Origin of the sequence: Methylophaga nitratireducenticrescens (assembly GCF_000260985.4) — a bacterium.
GTDB lineage: Bacteria > Pseudomonadota > Gammaproteobacteria > Nitrosococcales > Methylophagaceae > Methylophaga > Methylophaga nitratireducenticrescens.
Genome location: NC_017857.3, coordinates 1,127,918 through 1,143,595, shown reverse-complemented (window position 1 = coordinate 1,143,595; position 15,678 = coordinate 1,127,918). Strand labels below are relative to the sequence as shown.

The 15,678-nt window shown below is 43.3% G+C and carries 18 protein-coding genes; 7 read left to right on the top strand and 11 right to left on the bottom strand.

Annotation, left to right across the window (positions count from 1 at the left end; all coding sequences use genetic code 11):
- Positions 1 to 17 precede the first annotated feature (17 nt).
- Positions 18 to 770 carry a 30S ribosomal protein S2 gene (gene rpsB / locus Q7A_RS05500; RefSeq protein WP_014706340.1) on the bottom strand — a complete coding sequence of 251 codons (753 nt, stop codon included), beginning with the start codon at positions 768 to 770 and terminating at the stop codon, positions 18 to 20.
- A gap of 261 nt (positions 771 to 1,031) precedes the next feature.
- On the opposite strand from rpsB, the gene map reads away from it, so the two are divergent.
- Positions 1,032 to 1,799, top strand: a complete 768-nt coding sequence (gene map / locus Q7A_RS05495) for a type I methionyl aminopeptidase (protein ID WP_014706339.1) — start codon at positions 1,032 to 1,034, stop codon at positions 1,797 to 1,799.
- Between the two features lie 12 nt (positions 1,800 to 1,811).
- Positions 1,812 to 4,412 carry a [protein-PII] uridylyltransferase gene (gene glnD, locus Q7A_RS05490; protein WP_014706338.1) on the top strand — a complete coding sequence of 867 codons (2,601 nt, stop codon included), beginning with the start codon at positions 1,812 to 1,814 and terminating at the stop codon, positions 4,410 to 4,412.
- 28 nt (positions 4,413 to 4,440) lie between these two features.
- On the opposite strand, the gene Q7A_RS05485 is transcribed toward glnD, so the two are convergent.
- Positions 4,441 to 5,124, bottom strand: coding sequence for a hypothetical protein (locus Q7A_RS05485; protein ID WP_014706337.1), 684 nt, complete (start codon positions 5,122 to 5,124; stop codon positions 4,441 to 4,443).
- Positions 5,125 to 6,184: 1,060 nt separating this feature from the next.
- Here Q7A_RS05485 and Q7A_RS05480 point away from each other — a divergent pair.
- The gene (locus Q7A_RS05480; RefSeq protein ID WP_014706336.1) at positions 6,185 to 6,616 is read left to right on the top strand and encodes a hypothetical protein; all 432 of its coding nucleotides are present in this window, start codon (positions 6,185 to 6,187) and stop codon (positions 6,614 to 6,616) included.
- A 197-nt stretch (positions 6,617 to 6,813) separates the two neighbouring features.
- On the opposite strand, the gene Q7A_RS15375 is transcribed toward Q7A_RS05480, so the two are convergent.
- Together Q7A_RS15375 and Q7A_RS15370 are read right to left on the bottom strand one after the other, a co-directional pair.
- On the bottom strand, positions 6,814 to 7,047 hold the full coding sequence (locus Q7A_RS15375) for a TetR family transcriptional regulator C-terminal domain-containing protein (RefSeq protein WP_052501227.1): 234 nt from the start codon (positions 7,045 to 7,047) through the stop codon (positions 6,814 to 6,816).
- The gene (locus Q7A_RS15370) at positions 7,044 to 7,277 is read right to left on the bottom strand and encodes a hypothetical protein (RefSeq protein WP_052501226.1); all 234 of its coding nucleotides are present in this window, start codon (positions 7,275 to 7,277) and stop codon (positions 7,044 to 7,046) included. Before Q7A_RS15370 ends, Q7A_RS15375 begins: the two co-directional genes overlap by 4 nt.
- A 455-nt stretch (positions 7,278 to 7,732) precedes the next feature.
- Here Q7A_RS15370 and Q7A_RS15175 point away from each other — a divergent pair, with 455 nt between their 5' ends.
- The 4 genes from Q7A_RS15175 to tnpC all read left to right on the top strand — a co-directional run bounded on the left by Q7A_RS15175 (position 7,733) and on the right by tnpC (position 10,248).
- Positions 7,733 to 7,885, top strand: coding sequence for a hypothetical protein (locus Q7A_RS15175; RefSeq protein ID WP_169712023.1), 153 nt, complete (start codon positions 7,733 to 7,735; stop codon positions 7,883 to 7,885).
- Positions 7,886 to 7,964: 79 nt separating this feature from the next.
- Entirely contained in the window at positions 7,965 to 8,324 is a 360-nt protein-coding gene (gene tnpA / locus Q7A_RS05470; protein WP_014706335.1) for an IS66-like element accessory protein TnpA, read from the top strand.
- The gene (gene tnpB / locus Q7A_RS05465; protein ID WP_014705938.1) at positions 8,321 to 8,665 is read left to right on the top strand and encodes an IS66 family insertion sequence element accessory protein TnpB; all 345 of its coding nucleotides are present in this window, start codon (positions 8,321 to 8,323) and stop codon (positions 8,663 to 8,665) included. Before tnpA ends, tnpB begins: the two co-directional genes overlap by 4 nt.
- A 50-nt stretch (positions 8,666 to 8,715) precedes the next feature.
- Positions 8,716 to 10,248, top strand: coding sequence for an IS66 family transposase (tnpC, locus tag Q7A_RS05460; RefSeq protein WP_014706334.1), 1,533 nt, complete (start codon positions 8,716 to 8,718; stop codon positions 10,246 to 10,248).
- A 316-nt stretch (positions 10,249 to 10,564) separates the two neighbouring features.
- On the opposite strand, the gene Q7A_RS05455 is transcribed toward tnpC, so the two are convergent.
- The 7 genes from Q7A_RS05455 to cysC all read right to left on the bottom strand — a co-directional run bounded on the left by Q7A_RS05455 (position 10,565) and on the right by cysC (position 15,465).
- The gene (locus tag Q7A_RS05455; protein ID WP_041354411.1) at positions 10,565 to 10,894 is read right to left on the bottom strand and encodes a hypothetical protein; all 330 of its coding nucleotides are present in this window, start codon (positions 10,892 to 10,894) and stop codon (positions 10,565 to 10,567) included.
- 36 nt (positions 10,895 to 10,930) lie between these two features.
- Entirely contained in the window at positions 10,931 to 11,278 is a 348-nt protein-coding gene (locus Q7A_RS05450) for a hypothetical protein (RefSeq protein ID WP_014706333.1), read from the bottom strand.
- 57 nt (positions 11,279 to 11,335) lie between these two features.
- Positions 11,336 to 12,424, bottom strand: a complete 1,089-nt coding sequence (locus Q7A_RS05445) for an AAA family ATPase (protein ID WP_014706332.1) — start codon at positions 12,422 to 12,424, stop codon at positions 11,336 to 11,338.
- 59 nt (positions 12,425 to 12,483) lie between these two features.
- On the bottom strand, positions 12,484 to 12,993 hold the full coding sequence (locus Q7A_RS05440; RefSeq protein WP_014706331.1) for an LAGLIDADG family homing endonuclease: 510 nt from the start codon (positions 12,991 to 12,993) through the stop codon (positions 12,484 to 12,486).
- A gap of 510 nt (positions 12,994 to 13,503) precedes the next feature.
- Complete coding sequence (locus Q7A_RS05430; protein WP_014706330.1) at positions 13,504 to 13,770, bottom strand: ComEA family DNA-binding protein; 267 nt, start codon at positions 13,768 to 13,770, stop codon at positions 13,504 to 13,506.
- A gap of 126 nt (positions 13,771 to 13,896) precedes the next feature.
- Positions 13,897 to 14,856, bottom strand: a complete 960-nt coding sequence (locus tag Q7A_RS05425) for a DHH family phosphoesterase (protein ID WP_014706329.1) — start codon at positions 14,854 to 14,856, stop codon at positions 13,897 to 13,899.
- 6 nt (positions 14,857 to 14,862) lie between these two features.
- Complete coding sequence (gene cysC / locus Q7A_RS05420) at positions 14,863 to 15,465, bottom strand: adenylyl-sulfate kinase (RefSeq protein ID WP_014706328.1); 603 nt, start codon at positions 15,463 to 15,465, stop codon at positions 14,863 to 14,865.
- Positions 15,466 to 15,678: the final 213 nt, after the last annotated feature.

Here is a 15,678-nt window from a genome sequence, read left to right as displayed (position 1 = left end):
TAAGTCATTATCAGAGCTTATTCAGCTGCTGCTGGAGCATTGTCTTGCGCAACTTCAACAAACTCTTCTTCGGCATTACCCGTGGTGACCGATGCACGACCTTCCAGAACGGTATCAGCGATGTTTGCTGTGTAAAGACGGATGGCGCGCATTGAATCGTCGTTACCTGGGATGACATAGTCCACACCATCAGGATTACTGTTGGTATCGACAACAGCAATGACAGGAATACCCAGTTTGTTTGCTTCCTGAATCGCGATGCGCTCATGATCAACATCGATAACAAATAAAGCATCGGGCAAGTTACCCATTTTTCTGATACCGCCGATACTTTTTTCCAGTTTTTCCTGTTCACGTGACAGGTTCAGAACTTCTTTCTTTTTCAACCCTTCTGTTTTACCCGATTCAATCATCGCCTGAATGGCTTCAAGACGTTTGATTGATTGGCGAACAGTTTGGTAGTTTGTCAGCATGCCGCCTAACCAGCGACGGTTGACATAAGGCATACCACAACGTTCAGCATCTTCACGGATAGCATCCTGTGCAGCACGTTTGGTGCCGACGAACAGAATACGACCTTTTTTGGAAGCCAGTTTGCTGACGTAGTTTAATGCATCGTTGAACATCGGCAGACTGTGCTCAAGGTTAACGATATGAATATTGTTACGCTTACCAAAGATGAAAGGACCCATTTTTGGGTTCCAGTAACGTGTTTGGTGACCGAAGTGAACGCCTGCTTCAAGCATTTGGCGCATTGTAATTTTAGCCATGATTATACCTATATATATGGGGTTAAACCTCCACGTACCCCAGCTATCGACTGATCTGAATTCCAGACAGCACCCCGAAAACTGTGTCGGCACGTGTGTGATTTTGCCTTTGCTAAGGCGCGCATATTATTCCACAGTTACTCACTAAAACAAAGCACATACCATCGATACACTGGATTAAGTCTGTTTGCTGGCAGTTCACTGGGTTTTGCGGCAAACTATGCGTTCTCTTTTTATTGTTAACAGCAATCAGGATCTGGCATGGGTGTGACCATCAAAACAGCGGAAGAAATCGAAAAAATGCGTGTGGCAGGCAAACTCGCCGCAGACGTTTTGACTATGATCGAACCACATGTGGTTGCGGGAGTCACCACGGACGAATTAAATACGATTTGTCATGATTATATCGTTAATGAACAACAAGCCATCCCTGCCCCATTAAATTATCATGGCTTTCCAAAGTCTATCTGCACATCCGTCAACCATGTCATCTGTCATGGTATCCCCAGTAATAAAAAGCTCAAAGACGGTGATATTATCAATATTGATGTCACTGTTATCAAAGATGGCTATCACGGTGATACCAGCAAAATGTTTCATATCGGTAAAACGTCGATTCTGGCACAACGACTGTCTCGAGTAGCCCGGGAATGCATGCTGATAGGGATAGATATGGTCAAACCCGGCATCAAGCTGGGTGATATTGGTCATGCCATACAGCAGCATGCCGAAAACGAGCACTTTTCCGTTGTCAGAGAATATTGTGGACATGGCATCGGGCAGGTATTTCACGAAGAACCCCAGGTTCTGCATTACGGCATGCCGGATACCGGGATGACATTACAAACCGGCATGACGTTTACCATTGAACCGATGATCAATGCCGGTAAACGACAGGTACGTCAGCTCCCCGATGGCTGGACCGTAGTCACCAAAGATCGTTCTTTATCTGCACAATGGGAACATACTATTCTGGTGACCGATAATGGTCATGAAATTTTAACCCTTCGGGATGAAGAACGCTCATAGGAGCAATCAACCATGGTAATTGCGGCACAATCTGTCTGGGAGTTCGGCCAGGCGGATAATGCAACGGGCTGTCGTGATATTCTCGCCAAAGCCTCACAACATCTGAAAAAATGTTTTTTTGAAGATCAGGCAGATATTGACTGGCTGGTGCATCAGCAAGCACATTTTGTGGATGAGGTACTGCAGCTGCTATGGCAAAAACATCTGGCAACAGAAGCAACGTTAAGCCTGATTGCTGTCGGAGGTTATGGACGAGGTGAATTACATCCCCACTCGGATATTGATTTACTCGTATTACTGAATGACTCGATAGCTGAAACACCACCTCCCGCTCTATCAACTTTTCTGACCCAATTATGGGATATTGGTCTTGAAATTGGTCACAGCGTTCGCACGATTAGCGAATGTCGCCAATTAGCCGAAGACGACATCACTATAGCAACTAACCTGTTGGAAGCTCGTTTTTTATTCGGCAACCAAGCCCTATTTGAACAATTGCAACAACTGACGGTTTCTACCAAAACCTGGGACAACCAGCTTTTCTATGAACGGAAAAAACAGGAACAAATCCAGCGTCATCATAAATATAACGATACTGGAAATAATCTTGAGCCCAATCTAAAAGAATCCCCCGGGGGTCTTCGCGATATACACGTTATCACTTGGGTAGCACAGCAACATTTTGATGTCCGAAATTTGCAGGGCCTTAAATCCAAAGGTTTTCTGGCAGAAAGCGAGTTCGAGATCCTGCAACAGTCCAGGCGATTTTTATGGCGAGTCAGATTTGTTCTACATCATCTGGCGGGCCGTAAACAAGAAAAGATGATGATTGATCATCAACGTGAACTGGCAAAACAGTTGGGTTACGTAGAAACCGACAGCCGCATGGCCGTTGAACACTTCATGAAAGATTATTATCGGACAGTACGTGCTGTGAGTCAGATGAATGCCTTGCTGTTACAACTGTTTGAAGAAAATATTATTCTGGCGGATGAACCGCGTGATATTGAGCCGATTAATCGCCGCTTTCAATCACATAACGGTTATCTGGAAACCATCAACTCGGGTATTTTTGCCTATTATCCTTATGCCTTGCTGGAAGTGTTTTTAATCCTGCAACAACATCCACATATCAAAGGCATACGCGCCTCCACCATACGTCAAATCCACGCTCACCTACATTTAATTGATAGCCGTTTTCGTGCAGACATCAAAAATCGCAGCCTGTTTATGGAAATCATACGACAGCAAAAAGGCATCACCCATGAATTCCGTCGAATGAATCAACTCGGTGTATTAGGTGCCTACCTGCCTGAGTTTGGGCGTATTGTCGGCCAAATGCAGCATGACTTATTTCATGCATACACCGTGGATGAACATACCCTGTTTCTGTTAAGAAATTTAAGACGCTTTTCCTGTCCCGAATTTAATGATGAATTTCCGTTATGTTCAGAAGTCTTCTATCAACTGCCAAAACCTGAATTACTCTACATTGCCGGTATATATCATGATATTGCCAAAGGTCGTGGTGGTGATCACAGTGTGTTGGGCGTTCTGGACGCAGAGCAATTTTGTACCCGACACAATCTGAGTGATTATGACACCAGCATGGTGACCTTCCTGGTTCGGCATCATTTGGCGATGTCGTCTACAGCCCAAAAGAAAGATCTGGAAGATCCGGAAGTCATTCAGGATTTTGCAGCATTGGTGGGCAGTGTGAACAGATTAAATTATCTGTATCTACTGACGGTGGCAGACATTCGGGCAACCAATAATAACCTTTGGAATGGCTGGCGCGATTCACTGCTCAAACAGCTCTATCACAATACACATCAATGGCTAGAACATACTGAAGCTCAGGCAAAAAGCACTCAGGAAAAAAGCCATAAAAAGTATCAGCTCGCTTTAGAAAAACTCACTAAGATGGGATGGCCACCGCAAGACATTACGACTTTATGGCACACCTACGATCTCGATTATTTTCTTCGGCATTCTGTCGAGGAAATCGTCTGGCAAACCAATGGTAGATTGGAAAACCCAGAACAAGAACCGTTGATTTTAGTCCGGCCTCACAGTGATAGACACACTCTGGAATTATTTATTTACGCACAGAATAGACAGGCCTTATTCGCAGCCATGACGGCCAGTCTGGAACAACTGCAACTGAATATTCTTGACGCCAAGATCAATATCAATGGTGATGACAGCGCATTGAATACGTTTATCATTAATGGCGCACAACAGCGATATGAAGACATTATCAATGCTGTGAGTAAACAGTTGGCTAACGAAGAACTGATCTCTGGATATAAACCTCAATTAATTCCCAGAACAACCAAACTTTTCAAAACAGAACCCGTCATAAAATTCACAACTAATATTCAACAAAACCATACCGTGATGGAATTATACACTCATGATCGCCCAGGCTTATTGTCTGCAGTAGCACAAGTTTTCCTGTCTCATCAGATACAAGTTATTAATGCCAAAATGGTCACTCTGGGCGATCAGGTTGAAGATGTCTTTTTTATTACTAATTTACACGATCAATCATTAAATGATAGCGAGCAAAGTAATCTATTAACTGATCTCAAAGAACAACTGTTACTTTAATCACAACATAAAACACAATCTATCTAAACTAATCCTCATCGGGATAATAGTAGTCATTATCATTGAACTTCCAACTCTCTACATTGAAAGCTGAGGCTTTTAATAATTTAAACCCTAACGACTCTTTCTTACGCTTTACCACAGCATCGTTCGGAAAACGTTTCAATAATTTGTCAAGTCTATCGATCTCTTCTTGAATTATTTGTTGGTATCTTGCCCGAATATAGGTCTGTACATTTAATTGATGATTACTTCCATCATGGAAAATGGTAATCCTGGGCTGCCAAGTATATTGAGCATATTTGTTAATACACTCTGCTTTATTAACTAAACTGACCTTCATCTCACAAACCGCATGATAAAGACGGGAATGAAAAAAAATGTGATTTCCTTTTCTGTGATAAAGATTAGGTTCTAACGTATATGTATCTATAAAAGCAGCAATAGAACGGTTTTCATGAGGCACTAATGTTTCTGGCAAATCCTCAGTATTTTTGAATCCACTCCAGCTTTGGGGTAAATAAGACAAATCCCATATTCCATCTTCATATATTTCTTCCGGCATATGGAATTCATCACATCCATCAATTAATGGTGAGACTCTATATTCATGTTTGAAAACTTCTTTATCGGGAATAATTTCATTTACAAGACCAATAAATAAACCATTTGCATAAAAAAATGCATTTCCTGCTGTGTCTAAACTTGTCATAAGCTTCTCCTGGTTAAAAAAACTTAGATTAGCTTATGAAAAATAGATTGCAAGAATATTTTTAATTAACATTTTTTGCATTTATAAGTTTATTTTATTATCACTGTCAATAATGAAAATTTAACACCATAAATCGACATTTTATTGACGATATAAATTGTAAATTTGTAAACGCTAAAGCGACATAATATTTTGTCGCATTAACGTAAGTAGTCTTTTAATATTTAAATAATTAGCATTTACTTATATAGCAGTCTTTAAACAGTTAACGCTTGTAAGTGACTTTTGTGAGTGCAATATGAATAAATGTGTGTTTTTGATTAAATTTTACTCTGAAATTTATTTATTTAAGAGCATGTACTGAAGTGTTTTTGGTAATTTTTGCGCAAAATTTAATTCACAATATTTTAGTAGAGGCTCAAAATCAGAATCGATATGTTTTAGGGGTGTTCGGATAAGGTGCTTCCGTGTAACTCGCCTCATGAAAATAGCGATCTGTATTAAGTGTATGACTCTCTCATCTCATTTAACACATAGCTTACAATTAACTGATTAAAATTCCCGAATGTCCCCCATATAGGGACCAACAAATTAGGTCAAATAATATGCTAAGCGACGTTATGACTTAATGTTCCAGTGATCGTGCAAGCGACATAATATTTTGTCGCATTAACGTAAGTAGTACTTACCTTTGATCACTAAAGAGGTTTTCAAAACTCATGACATGAGACACCATATTTCTGTAGGTAGCTTTTTTAATTTAAAAACTGAGAATTCATTGATGTAGTGTTAATTTGAAGAACACTAATTTGGAGAGCGCTCTGCTTTAATAGCAACTTTTTTGATACGTAAGTCGAGCTTGCTGCGAAGGTAAATTACACGCCCACCTCATCCCAGAAGAATTCCTACCCAACATTACGCTTTGAAGGAAGTAAGAGGGATTACCAACGTTCTTAAGCGAAATTCTTCCGCCATCAGTCAGAATTTGATTATCAACCGCAGCAGACGTGGTTATTATAGTAGTTTACGATAAATCATGAAATCAAATAGGGGATACACCATGAAAAACAAACTCATTACTGTCTTAATCACCTCATGTTTAATGAGTGGTGTGGTTCTGGCAGGCGATAATGCACATAGTAATCATAATAAGGCGATGACTAGTGAACTTAGTCTTAATAATGGTGACCGATGGGAAATGGATGACCATACACGAAAGATGGCATCAAAGATGGAAGAAACCTTTTTGGGCGCTGATCATTCAACCCTCGCCAGCTTGAATGCAGTGGGTGCCCAGCTGGAGGCACAACTCGACGTGCTGATTGAAGGTTGTACTATGGAAGGCAAAGCCCATGAGCAGCTTCATATTTTTCTAACGGACTACATTCCAACTGTTCATAATCTTGCCAAAGCAGAAGATCATGAGACCGCAAAAAACTCTGCTATCAAGATAAAAGGAGAGCTTGAAGCATATAAGAAACATTTCAAATAAGTAACCGTATCAAGGTCTGGGGCCCTAACGCTAGTGGTTAGAGCTTTTAAAGTCCCATGATTAAGCGCTGTTAACTATAAGAGTATGTTCTATTTTTATTTCAATGATTTCATTCATTAAATTCCTGAACAATGCAAGCAGTGGAATGATAACGGCCAAGAGCGTCAAAGTATAATGGTGTAAAGGTAAGTTTTACATTACGAATTTTCTATGCCACAACGATAAATTTTGAATACTCGTGGCGCATCATGACGGATACCTTCCATGTCGCCGGCCAGTAGCGATTGCATGACTAAGCCTTGAATGGTGCCAATGAACAGCGTAACCGTAGCTTGGTTATCTAGGGTGGAGGACAATTCGCCGCTTTTCTTGGCCTTGTCGATAAGTCGATGTAAACGCTCTCTATAATGCTTAATTAAGGTCTGTATCATGCGCTTGGCTGGCGTTGATTCGACACGCTGAAGTTCACCATCATCATTTTGGGGACTCCGGGATGATCGGCCACAAACGCGATATGGCGCATGAATAGCGCCTCCATGGCTGCCAAAGGTGATTCAATTCCCAGTGCAGCTTGGTCGATCCGTGTTAGCAGACGCTCTGCTACCCACTCTATGACGGACAAGCGTGCCAAAGTATGACCTTGTGAAGGTAGTTTCTCCATTACGAATTTATCCAAAACAGACACATTACTTCAGGGGAGCTCATCAAGTCATGAATACCTACACAATAGATAAGGTCACTTGGCGGTTCGCACCGGAAAAGCTGGCCTCCTGATCCGATCAGCAACCATGCTATCATCAGTATACTAGCGGAACTCTAGGTCGATAAGTATACGGATGGTTCGCTGCTGGCCACTGTTTCGTGTTAGATGCTGTGTCGTAAGCGTTTCGGCAAGCACAAAAGCTGTGGCAGTATCCCAAATTGACTCTCGATTGAATGACGCATTGCGATCGACGAATTAAAGTAGCCGGCTCGGTTATTGGGAAGCGGATACCATCATCGGGCAATACAACAAAAAGCCATCGTCAGTTTGGACGAAAGGAAATTGTGTCAACAACACTTGGAAACTGCCCCCCTAAGGTCGAGCGTAAAAATGCTACAGCATTGAGCCGAATCATGACCACGCTACTCTGGGAGTACGTCATCATCTCCGACAACGACAACGACAACGACAACGACAACGACAACGACAACGACAACGAGTCTGCCCGTCACGGGATAATTGCAAAGCCTTTACGTGCTAACTTCTATGACGTTCATCCCTCGTAAGCGTCCACTGAGCACACCCTACCGGAATTGAACGACACTTGTTTAGATCCCCATTTAAATTTAGATGGGGATCTAACACATGAATTATCATGCGAAGTTACCAAGGCGACGTTACACCAATGAGCAGAAGTTAAACATCGTCAAAGCTGCATTATCGGGTGAATATTCCAAAGCCGCGATAGCGCGGGCACACGATATTAATGCCAATCAACTGGCGCGCTGGATAAAGGAATATCGAGACGGTGCCGCCTGGACGGCTCAGACGACGCGACTATTACCGGTCAGTGTTACATCAACCGAGTTTGCTGTTGAGCCTGGCGTTCAGAGTGATGATTGGCTAAACGGTGAGATAGAGGTTTTATTGAGCACCGGCCATACGCTCAGGCTTAACGATCCATCCCGGACATTGTTGTCACATCTTGTGCAGATGTTGACATGAATATTCCGGGTGGTGCGCGAATATGGCTGGTAGCCGGCCATACCGATATGCGAAAAGGCTTTGATGGTCTGGCATCCTTGGTGCAGGTTCAGCTCAAACAAAACCCGTTTTCAGGTCAGGTGTTTATCTTTCGGGGCCGCCGGGGTGACCGGGTCAAAGTGCTGTGGTGGGATGGACAGGGCTTGTCATTGTATTACAAGCGACTGGAACAGGGCCGGTTTATCTGGCCATCGGCAAACGCCGGGAAAATCCACCTCACTTATGCCCAGTTATCGATGCTGCTCGAAGGTATTGACTGGCGCGCACCAAAGCGCACATCAAGGCCCAAGATAATTGCCTGAAAGTGAGTAAAAATGGGGCTTTACGCTGTATTTTGCGGTATAATAACCGTATGAATTTTCAGTCAAAACCGCTGCCCGATGACCCCACTGCATTGAAACAAATGCTGGTTGATTTGCAGGTGCAGCTTGAGACTGAAAAACGCCTGAACCAGACCCTGAGGTTGCGTTTACAAGCACTGCTTCGTCAGCGTTTTGGTCGCTCCTCTGAAAAGCAGCAAGACACGACCCAGCTGGATTTATTGATTGAGGACACGGAAACCGCCATTGCGGCGATAGAACTGCCGGCAACAGAGAAACCGGCTACTCAGGAAGTGCCACGGGCCCGTAAGCCGTTGCCCGCCCATTTGCCCCGCACGGTTCAACAACAGGTACCTGCCAGTTGTGATTGCCCTGATTGTGGCAAGGCGATGAAGGCGGCCGGTGAAGAGGTGTCCGAGCTGCTGGATGTGATGCCCGCCCAATACCGGGTGATTAAAATCGTTCGTCCCAAATACAGTTGCAAGTCTTGCGAGCGTATTGTGCAAGCCCCAGCCCGGGAACGGGTCATTGATAAAGGCATGGCAAGTTCTGCCTTAATCGCCCAGGTCATTGTCGATAAATACGCGGACCACCTGCCATTGTATCGCCAGGCTGAGCGGTTCAAGCGCGAAGGCATTGATCTTGACCGTTCAACGCTCGCAGGTTGGGTGGGCCGGGCCGGTGCTTTACTTAAGCCATTGGTAGGCGCTATCCGAGAGCATGTGATGGCAGGTCATAAACTGCATGCAGATGACACCACGGCGCCGACCTTGAAACCGGGCAATGGCAAAACCCTGACTGGCCGTTATTGGAATTATGTGCGTGATGACCGGCCATTTTCAGGTAAAGCGCCACCGGCGGTGTGGTTCCAGTACAGCACGTCACGCAAAGGTCAGGAACCGTTACAACACCTCAAAGGCTTTAAGGGTGTGATACAGGCTGATGCCTATGCAGGCTATAACCTTGCGGTGCAACGCGGTATCACCCGCGCCGGCTGCTTGGCACATGTGCGGCGCAAGTTTTATGAAATAGCCGAAGCCACCGACAGTCCCGTGGCCAGGGAAGCCATTAAGCGGATAGAAGCCTTGTATCGTATTGAACGCAGCATTAACGGCAGGCCACCGGATGAGCGACTGCAAATCCGGCAACAACAGGCTGCGCCATTAATGGCTGACTTTAAAGCGTGGCTTGATTCAAGGCTGCGGGAATGTGCCAAAGGCTCAGGCCTTGGCAAGGCGATTAATTATGCCCGCAAGCAATGGGAGAGCCTGGTGCTGTACCTTGAAGATGGTTGTGTTGAAATCGACAACAATGCCGCTGAGCGGGCTATCCGGCCGCTGGCGCTCGGTCGTAAAAACCATCTGTTTGCTGGCTCTGAAGAGGGTGGGCATTATGGGGCTGCGTTATACAGTATCCTCGGGACGGCCAAGCTTAACGGCATTGATCCCAAAGCCTACCTCACCGCTGTGCTCAAACGCATCAACAACACGCCCATCAACCAGGTCGAGCAATTGCTGCCCTGGAATATTGACCTTAGCCAACCAGCTGTGAGCGAAGCTGTCTAGGGTGTAACGGGTCAACGCTTACCATACCTCTGCGTCAGTGAGCGGTACCAATGAGAATACCAATGGCCTAATCCGTATTACTTCCCCAAAAGCATGGACTTCAACTTCAACACTATTACACGACAGGCTCCCTACCAGTAGTGGAACGGTTGAACTACCGTTCCAGAAAATGGCATGAATAACAGAAATCTGCTCAGGTTATTCTTCGAGTCAGGCGTTGTACTTCAAATTTGAACTCGCGAGATTCAAAATTGGCGAAGCGGTGAGTTTTTGATAACGTTTATACGTAGGCATCTTTTGGATTGCTCTTTGATGTTTAAGAGTTTTGTTTAAATTCATATCTAAACCTACAGGGCAATAAACCAAACTTTAACTTAACCATCATTCTAATTAAATTTTTTGGATCGCTGGGTAACCCAAGACAATGATATTGTCTGCCTGAACGTGTAACACCTTGGCCTGTGATTTCATCAAACAGCTGAATAGCGGTGCTTTGTCGAAAAGAATAATTTAGAAGAATATCAGCAGTAATATCGTGCTTTTGTATATTATCTCGCTCTGGTCGATGCTGTAACCCAACAAAAATAGCTTGGTTATCTGGTAACTCCAATATGTTCCAGTGAAAAAGTGTAATTTTATTATCCATACATAATATCCCTATCCGTTACCAATTTAAGTGCAACTATTCTGATGATGTATCAACAGGATATTTAAAACGAACAATACCGGATGCTTTTTTGGAGAAAAGCTCTCGTTGAATATGCTCTTTTCCGAACAATTCATCTAAAACGTACATTCCATCTATACAAGGATGGCCTGGAGGACCAATTAAGGTATAAACAGAACCTGATTGCGTTTTACCGAAACAGTTTGTATCGTCATACTCAACTATTGGCGTACTAAAACGGCCTAGTTGATCTTTCAAGCTATAGCCAATAAAAAATTCCCCTGTTTCTCCTGAAGGTAAATTTAAACAAATGATATTCCAATCGACCAGTTGAATATCTGCACGAGGTAAACCAAATAACATTACTTTCTCCTTGTAAATTAATTAATGGCAACGACATTTTTATAATGTAGGTGCCATTTAGATTTCTGCCAGAAACCCCATGCCTTTTGATTTTGGTTTAGTGGAAGAAATCAACACATCTTTGGGGAGAATCACAACAGGCCGCACTTTTGCTTTTGAACGTCGAACTGCATTCGCCATAGCATTTTCAAGTTGGATCCTGGCAATACGTGGTGGTAGCTTTGAAAGTTTCTCAATGACTTTAGTATCGAGTTCAACTGAAAAATGTTTTCCCCACGGGTTTAGCAAAAGCTCTTTGTAAATAGAAGAGATTATGGTTTTTGATTGTTCTGATGTTGGATTAGAGATGGGGATTTCCAGCATCCGAGATCGTATGGGCTGTGGGATACGCTCAGGATAATTGGCTGACGCGATCCATATCACCGAGCTGAGATCAAAAGGAATTTCCAGATACTCATCAACAAACCGCTTAGCCGTATGCTTTTCTAATAAGCTATACATTGGCCCCATAGGATCATGTCGAGAATCAACAGACGCTTTGTCGAGCTCATCAAGCATGATGATGGGATTCGCATAACGACTATTTCTCATGCTGTTACTAACAAAACCCGGTTTGCTTTCACTCCATGAGCTAGCTCCTCCGGCAACCACAAAGCTAGATGAAACCGTAGAGAAATCTAACGAAAAGAAATCTGTGCCGAGTACTGCCGCCAACTCTGAAATAAATCGAGTCTTTCCTACTCCAGGAGGACCTGAAAGTAACAGGGGAGGTATAGAAAACAACTTTGGTGCTTCCAGGCTTCCCAGCCATAATGCGTTTTTACACAGATTGATAACGTCACTGAAATTACCAAATTTTTTGCCCAATTTATCAAGATCATCGATTATTTCATTTTCAAAAGATGCAATCGGTTTATGATTTGGCTCTTCTAATAAATCCCGAAGAATTTTTTTGCGTTTACCGCTAACTTCCTTGTCATACTCACGTGTGACTACTGATTTGTCATAAATGATGTGATGATTTTTTGGTATCACAGCGACTCTTTCACGTTTTGCAGAATACGTTTCTTCCTCAAGCAAGTTCGAAGAATGTGTTTCATTTAATTCTGCTTTTTCGATGAAATTTTCAAAAGTGGATTTAGCCATGACTTTTCTCTTTAAAATGATTGCATGCCCCAACCGCCCGGCAGGGGCATGTGAATAATTCATTTCAAGCGTGATATTTTCTGTGCCCACTTTTCACGAATTTTGTATATTTCCGGTGGCCATCCTTTCGCCCCTGGACGCTTGCCCATGAGACCTTCCTCCCACATGGCAAAGACGGCATCCGCCTCATGACTTTTTCGCTTCAAGAATGGACGGACTTTACGAATGGCATTTAGTGCATGCTGACTATCAAAGACCAACGCATAACTTTGGCGATTCATTTTTTCGGTTCTGACACCCTTTGTGATTGCTCCAGATTCGCCAATTACGTTTTTTAAATGTTCAAGCACTTCGAGATTGTTTTGTGTGATTGCTACTTTCAAACGATGTGTAATCGTGTCATAGCCTTTGCGTGTTTGACGTGCAATTCCAATCCATCCTTCACCATCAATGAAGCCAGCGGCCCAAGCAAGATCGGTCATTTGCTGGATTGAAACATCATTTAAGAAGGGGGCTGTACGTTCAAAACTTAGTAATGCGCCTAATTCTGATTTTTGTAAGAGTGACATAAATTGATCCCAAGTAGTTTACAATGTATACCTATGGTAGCAAAAAAAACTGCCCGATAGGCAGGTAACATTTGAAACTAATGGTATACGATGTATACTTTTTTGTCAAGCACTCTGTAATTAACTTTATATTTTATGCAAAACAATTCTAATAATCCATCGGGGATGGATCGCGCTGTCGGTTTATTTGCATCACGCTCCCAACTAATCCATGTTTGACGTTCTACACGTACTGATTCAGCAGCTTCAGCTTGGGTTAGACCAAGATCTTTGCGTAATTTTTTTAACTGGGGTGGTTCAATGGGCATGTATTTCAAGCTGAAATTAATAAATAAAGAATTATACTCATACTGGGATGAATGTCATTTTGAATAGCAATTTTCAGGGAGACAAAATTCAATTGCTGTAAGGAGATTTTTACATTGTTGCTGACAAAGTGAATTACAATCCACAAGGAGTATAAAAAAGGTGAGGTTGTCAGCCTCACCTTTTCATTAAAGATACGTCAGCCTAGTCAGAGACAGTTACATTCTCTGCAATCTTGGCTACTTTTTTCTCACCGATCCCTTTGATATTTACCAAATCTTCAACTTGTGTGAATGCACCGTTCTGTTCACGATATTGAACAATAGCATTGGCAGTAGAGGGCCCCACGCCATTGAGCAGCTGCAATTCATCTGCTGACGCGGTGTTGATATTTATTTTATCAGCAGCTAACGCAGAAAATGATACGAGTGAAAAAGCCAGTAATAACGAAATGATCCATTTTTTTAACATCTTTCCATACTCCTTGTTTTTAATTAAATTCAGCTCTCCAGAGCTGCAGTCAAAGAGTAAGATAATTTACTGCTTTAGTTCCAGTGAAGCAGTAGGCAATTGAGAAATAGATCACGTAAATTATCGTTAAGCATAGTGTTTTTCCATTGCTTCAATCAGTTTATACAATTGTTGCATTGGTAGGGCATTAATACCTGCGGCGGCTTTACGTCCTCCCCCGGTGGGAAATTGACCGGCAATTTCATCTGCGCCGCTACGATTGGAATTCGGGGCACGCAGACTCACCAGATAATGATCAGCATCTTTTACCGACACAATCGCATGAGCACGATCCGGAAACTGATTGGCCAATTCATTGCCTAACACGCCGCTGACACGACGGGCCCACTTTTCATCTGGCAAGCAGATAACGGCCAGTTTTTCGGTTTGGTATTTAGGAGCGATGGTCAGGCCAGCACGCATATCGTCGTTATAGCCCGTAGAGAGTTTTTCGTAGGCGGCACGGTTTTCATGGATAAAATCAAATGGTGAAGCGTAAGCGACACATTGCTTGAATAGCTCAGCCGGGTGAAATATCAAATCGTCGATATTGGCACCATAGCCGTTGTAATTCAGATAAACCCCCAGCGATTTTACTTCTTCACGTTGCTCGAAAGTCATGCCGGCTTCATCAGCAAGCTGCTCTGCAACGGCAGTCAGATTATCACCATAAGCAGCAGTGATAGCCCACTGATGAAATTGTCCATTAAGGTACTTATCAATGATTAATGAGGTGCAGGTCGTAGCAGCCATATCGATATGGGCAGATAAACCAGCATGTTGTGGGATCTCCCCGGGTTGGTGATGATCGGCGTAAAAGACTTCTGCCCCCGCCTCCAGCAATCGCATTAAATCCGCGGCATTTTTTTCCATCGAGAGGTCCAGTACCGTCAGCTTGTCGCCTACATCAGCCTGCACTTTTTTAAGCAGATTAATATCTCGCTTAATACCCGTGACTAATTCTGAATTTCTCGGTTCGGCCAGTCGTAATTGTACCAGCGCACAGATGCCATCGGCATCGCCATTAAATACATCAATAAATCGCATAAAAACCTAGGTGTGAATAATGTTATGGGTGCGTAAATACTCAATAACCTGTGCGACACATTCAGAAACATCACATTCTGCAGTATTCAATGTGACTTCAGCCGCTTCGGGAGCTTCGTATTCAGAATCAATTCCGGTGAAGTTTTTAATCTCGCCGCGCCGGGCTTTTTGATAGAGACCTTTCGGATCTCGCTGCTCGCACACACTGAGCGGTGTATCCATGTACACTTCGACGAATTCATCAGCTTCCACCAGATCACGCACCAAACGGCGATCAGAACGAAAAGGTGAAATAAAAGCGGTTAAGACAATTAAACCGGCATCAGCAAACAATTTCGCCATTTCACCGATACGACGAATATTTTCAACCCGATCCTCATCCGAAAATCCCAGATCCTTATTCAACCCATGCCTGACGTTATCCCCATCCAGCAAATAGGTATGATGTCCTAACTCAAACAAAGCCTGCTCTACTGCCCCGGCGATAGTGGATTTACCCGAAGCACTTAAACCGGTAAACCATAAAATGGCAGAGCGCTGTTTTTTCTGCTGACTTCGATCCGCTTTGCTGACTTTATGCAAATGCCAGACAATATTCTCCCTTTCCACAGGCGATTCTCCTTAAGCTTCAGTTAGATTTTGATGAGCATTGCAGAAACTACGATGTTTCAAGCTCATCAGGTTTGTTAGTTATCTTTACGAACCCTGTCGCCCGCCCCTTTGCCGATAACTGTTTGAATAACATTAACAAGATAACGTATTGCAATAATCCGCTCAACTATCAAAGCTTTGTTTTCGCCAGAGGCTCGCACTGTTTAAAAG

Excerpts from the sequence above, each read along its gene's own strand:
- rpsB (WP_014706340.1), bottom strand. The coding sequence starts at position 770 with ATGGCTAAAATTACAATGCGCCAAATGCTTGAAGCAGGCGTTCACTTC.
- map (WP_014706339.1), top strand. The coding sequence starts at position 1,032 with ATGGGTGTGACCATCAAAACAGCGGAAGAAATCGAAAAAATGCGTGTG.
- glnD (WP_014706338.1), top strand. The coding sequence starts at position 1,812 with ATGGTAATTGCGGCACAATCTGTCTGGGAGTTCGGCCAGGCGGATAAT.
- Q7A_RS05485 (WP_014706337.1), bottom strand. The coding sequence starts at position 5,124 with ATGACAAGTTTAGACACAGCAGGAAATGCATTTTTTTATGCAAATGGT.
- Q7A_RS05480 (WP_014706336.1), top strand. The coding sequence starts at position 6,185 with ATGAAAAACAAACTCATTACTGTCTTAATCACCTCATGTTTAATGAGT.
- Q7A_RS15375 (WP_052501227.1), bottom strand. The coding sequence starts at position 7,047 with ATGATACAGACCTTAATTAAGCATTATAGAGAGCGTTTACATCGACTT.
- Q7A_RS15370 (WP_052501226.1), bottom strand. The coding sequence starts at position 7,277 with ATGGAGAAACTACCTTCACAAGGTCATACTTTGGCACGCTTGTCCGTC.
- Q7A_RS15175 (WP_169712023.1), top strand. The coding sequence starts at position 7,733 with ATGACCACGCTACTCTGGGAGTACGTCATCATCTCCGACAACGACAAC.
- tnpA (WP_014706335.1), top strand. The coding sequence starts at position 7,965 with ATGAATTATCATGCGAAGTTACCAAGGCGACGTTACACCAATGAGCAG.
- tnpB (WP_014705938.1), top strand. The coding sequence starts at position 8,321 with ATGAATATTCCGGGTGGTGCGCGAATATGGCTGGTAGCCGGCCATACC.
- tnpC (WP_014706334.1), top strand. The coding sequence starts at position 8,716 with ATGAATTTTCAGTCAAAACCGCTGCCCGATGACCCCACTGCATTGAAA.
- Q7A_RS05455 (WP_041354411.1), bottom strand. The coding sequence starts at position 10,894 with ATGGATAATAAAATTACACTTTTTCACTGGAACATATTGGAGTTACCA.
- Q7A_RS05450 (WP_014706333.1), bottom strand. The coding sequence starts at position 11,278 with ATGTTATTTGGTTTACCTCGTGCAGATATTCAACTGGTCGATTGGAAT.
- Q7A_RS05445 (WP_014706332.1), bottom strand. The coding sequence starts at position 12,424 with ATGGCTAAATCCACTTTTGAAAATTTCATCGAAAAAGCAGAATTAAAT.
- Q7A_RS05440 (WP_014706331.1), bottom strand. The coding sequence starts at position 12,993 with ATGTCACTCTTACAAAAATCAGAATTAGGCGCATTACTAAGTTTTGAA.
- Q7A_RS05430 (WP_014706330.1), bottom strand. The coding sequence starts at position 13,770 with ATGTTAAAAAAATGGATCATTTCGTTATTACTGGCTTTTTCACTCGTA.
- Q7A_RS05425 (WP_014706329.1), bottom strand. The coding sequence starts at position 14,856 with ATGCGATTTATTGATGTATTTAATGGCGATGCCGATGGCATCTGTGCG.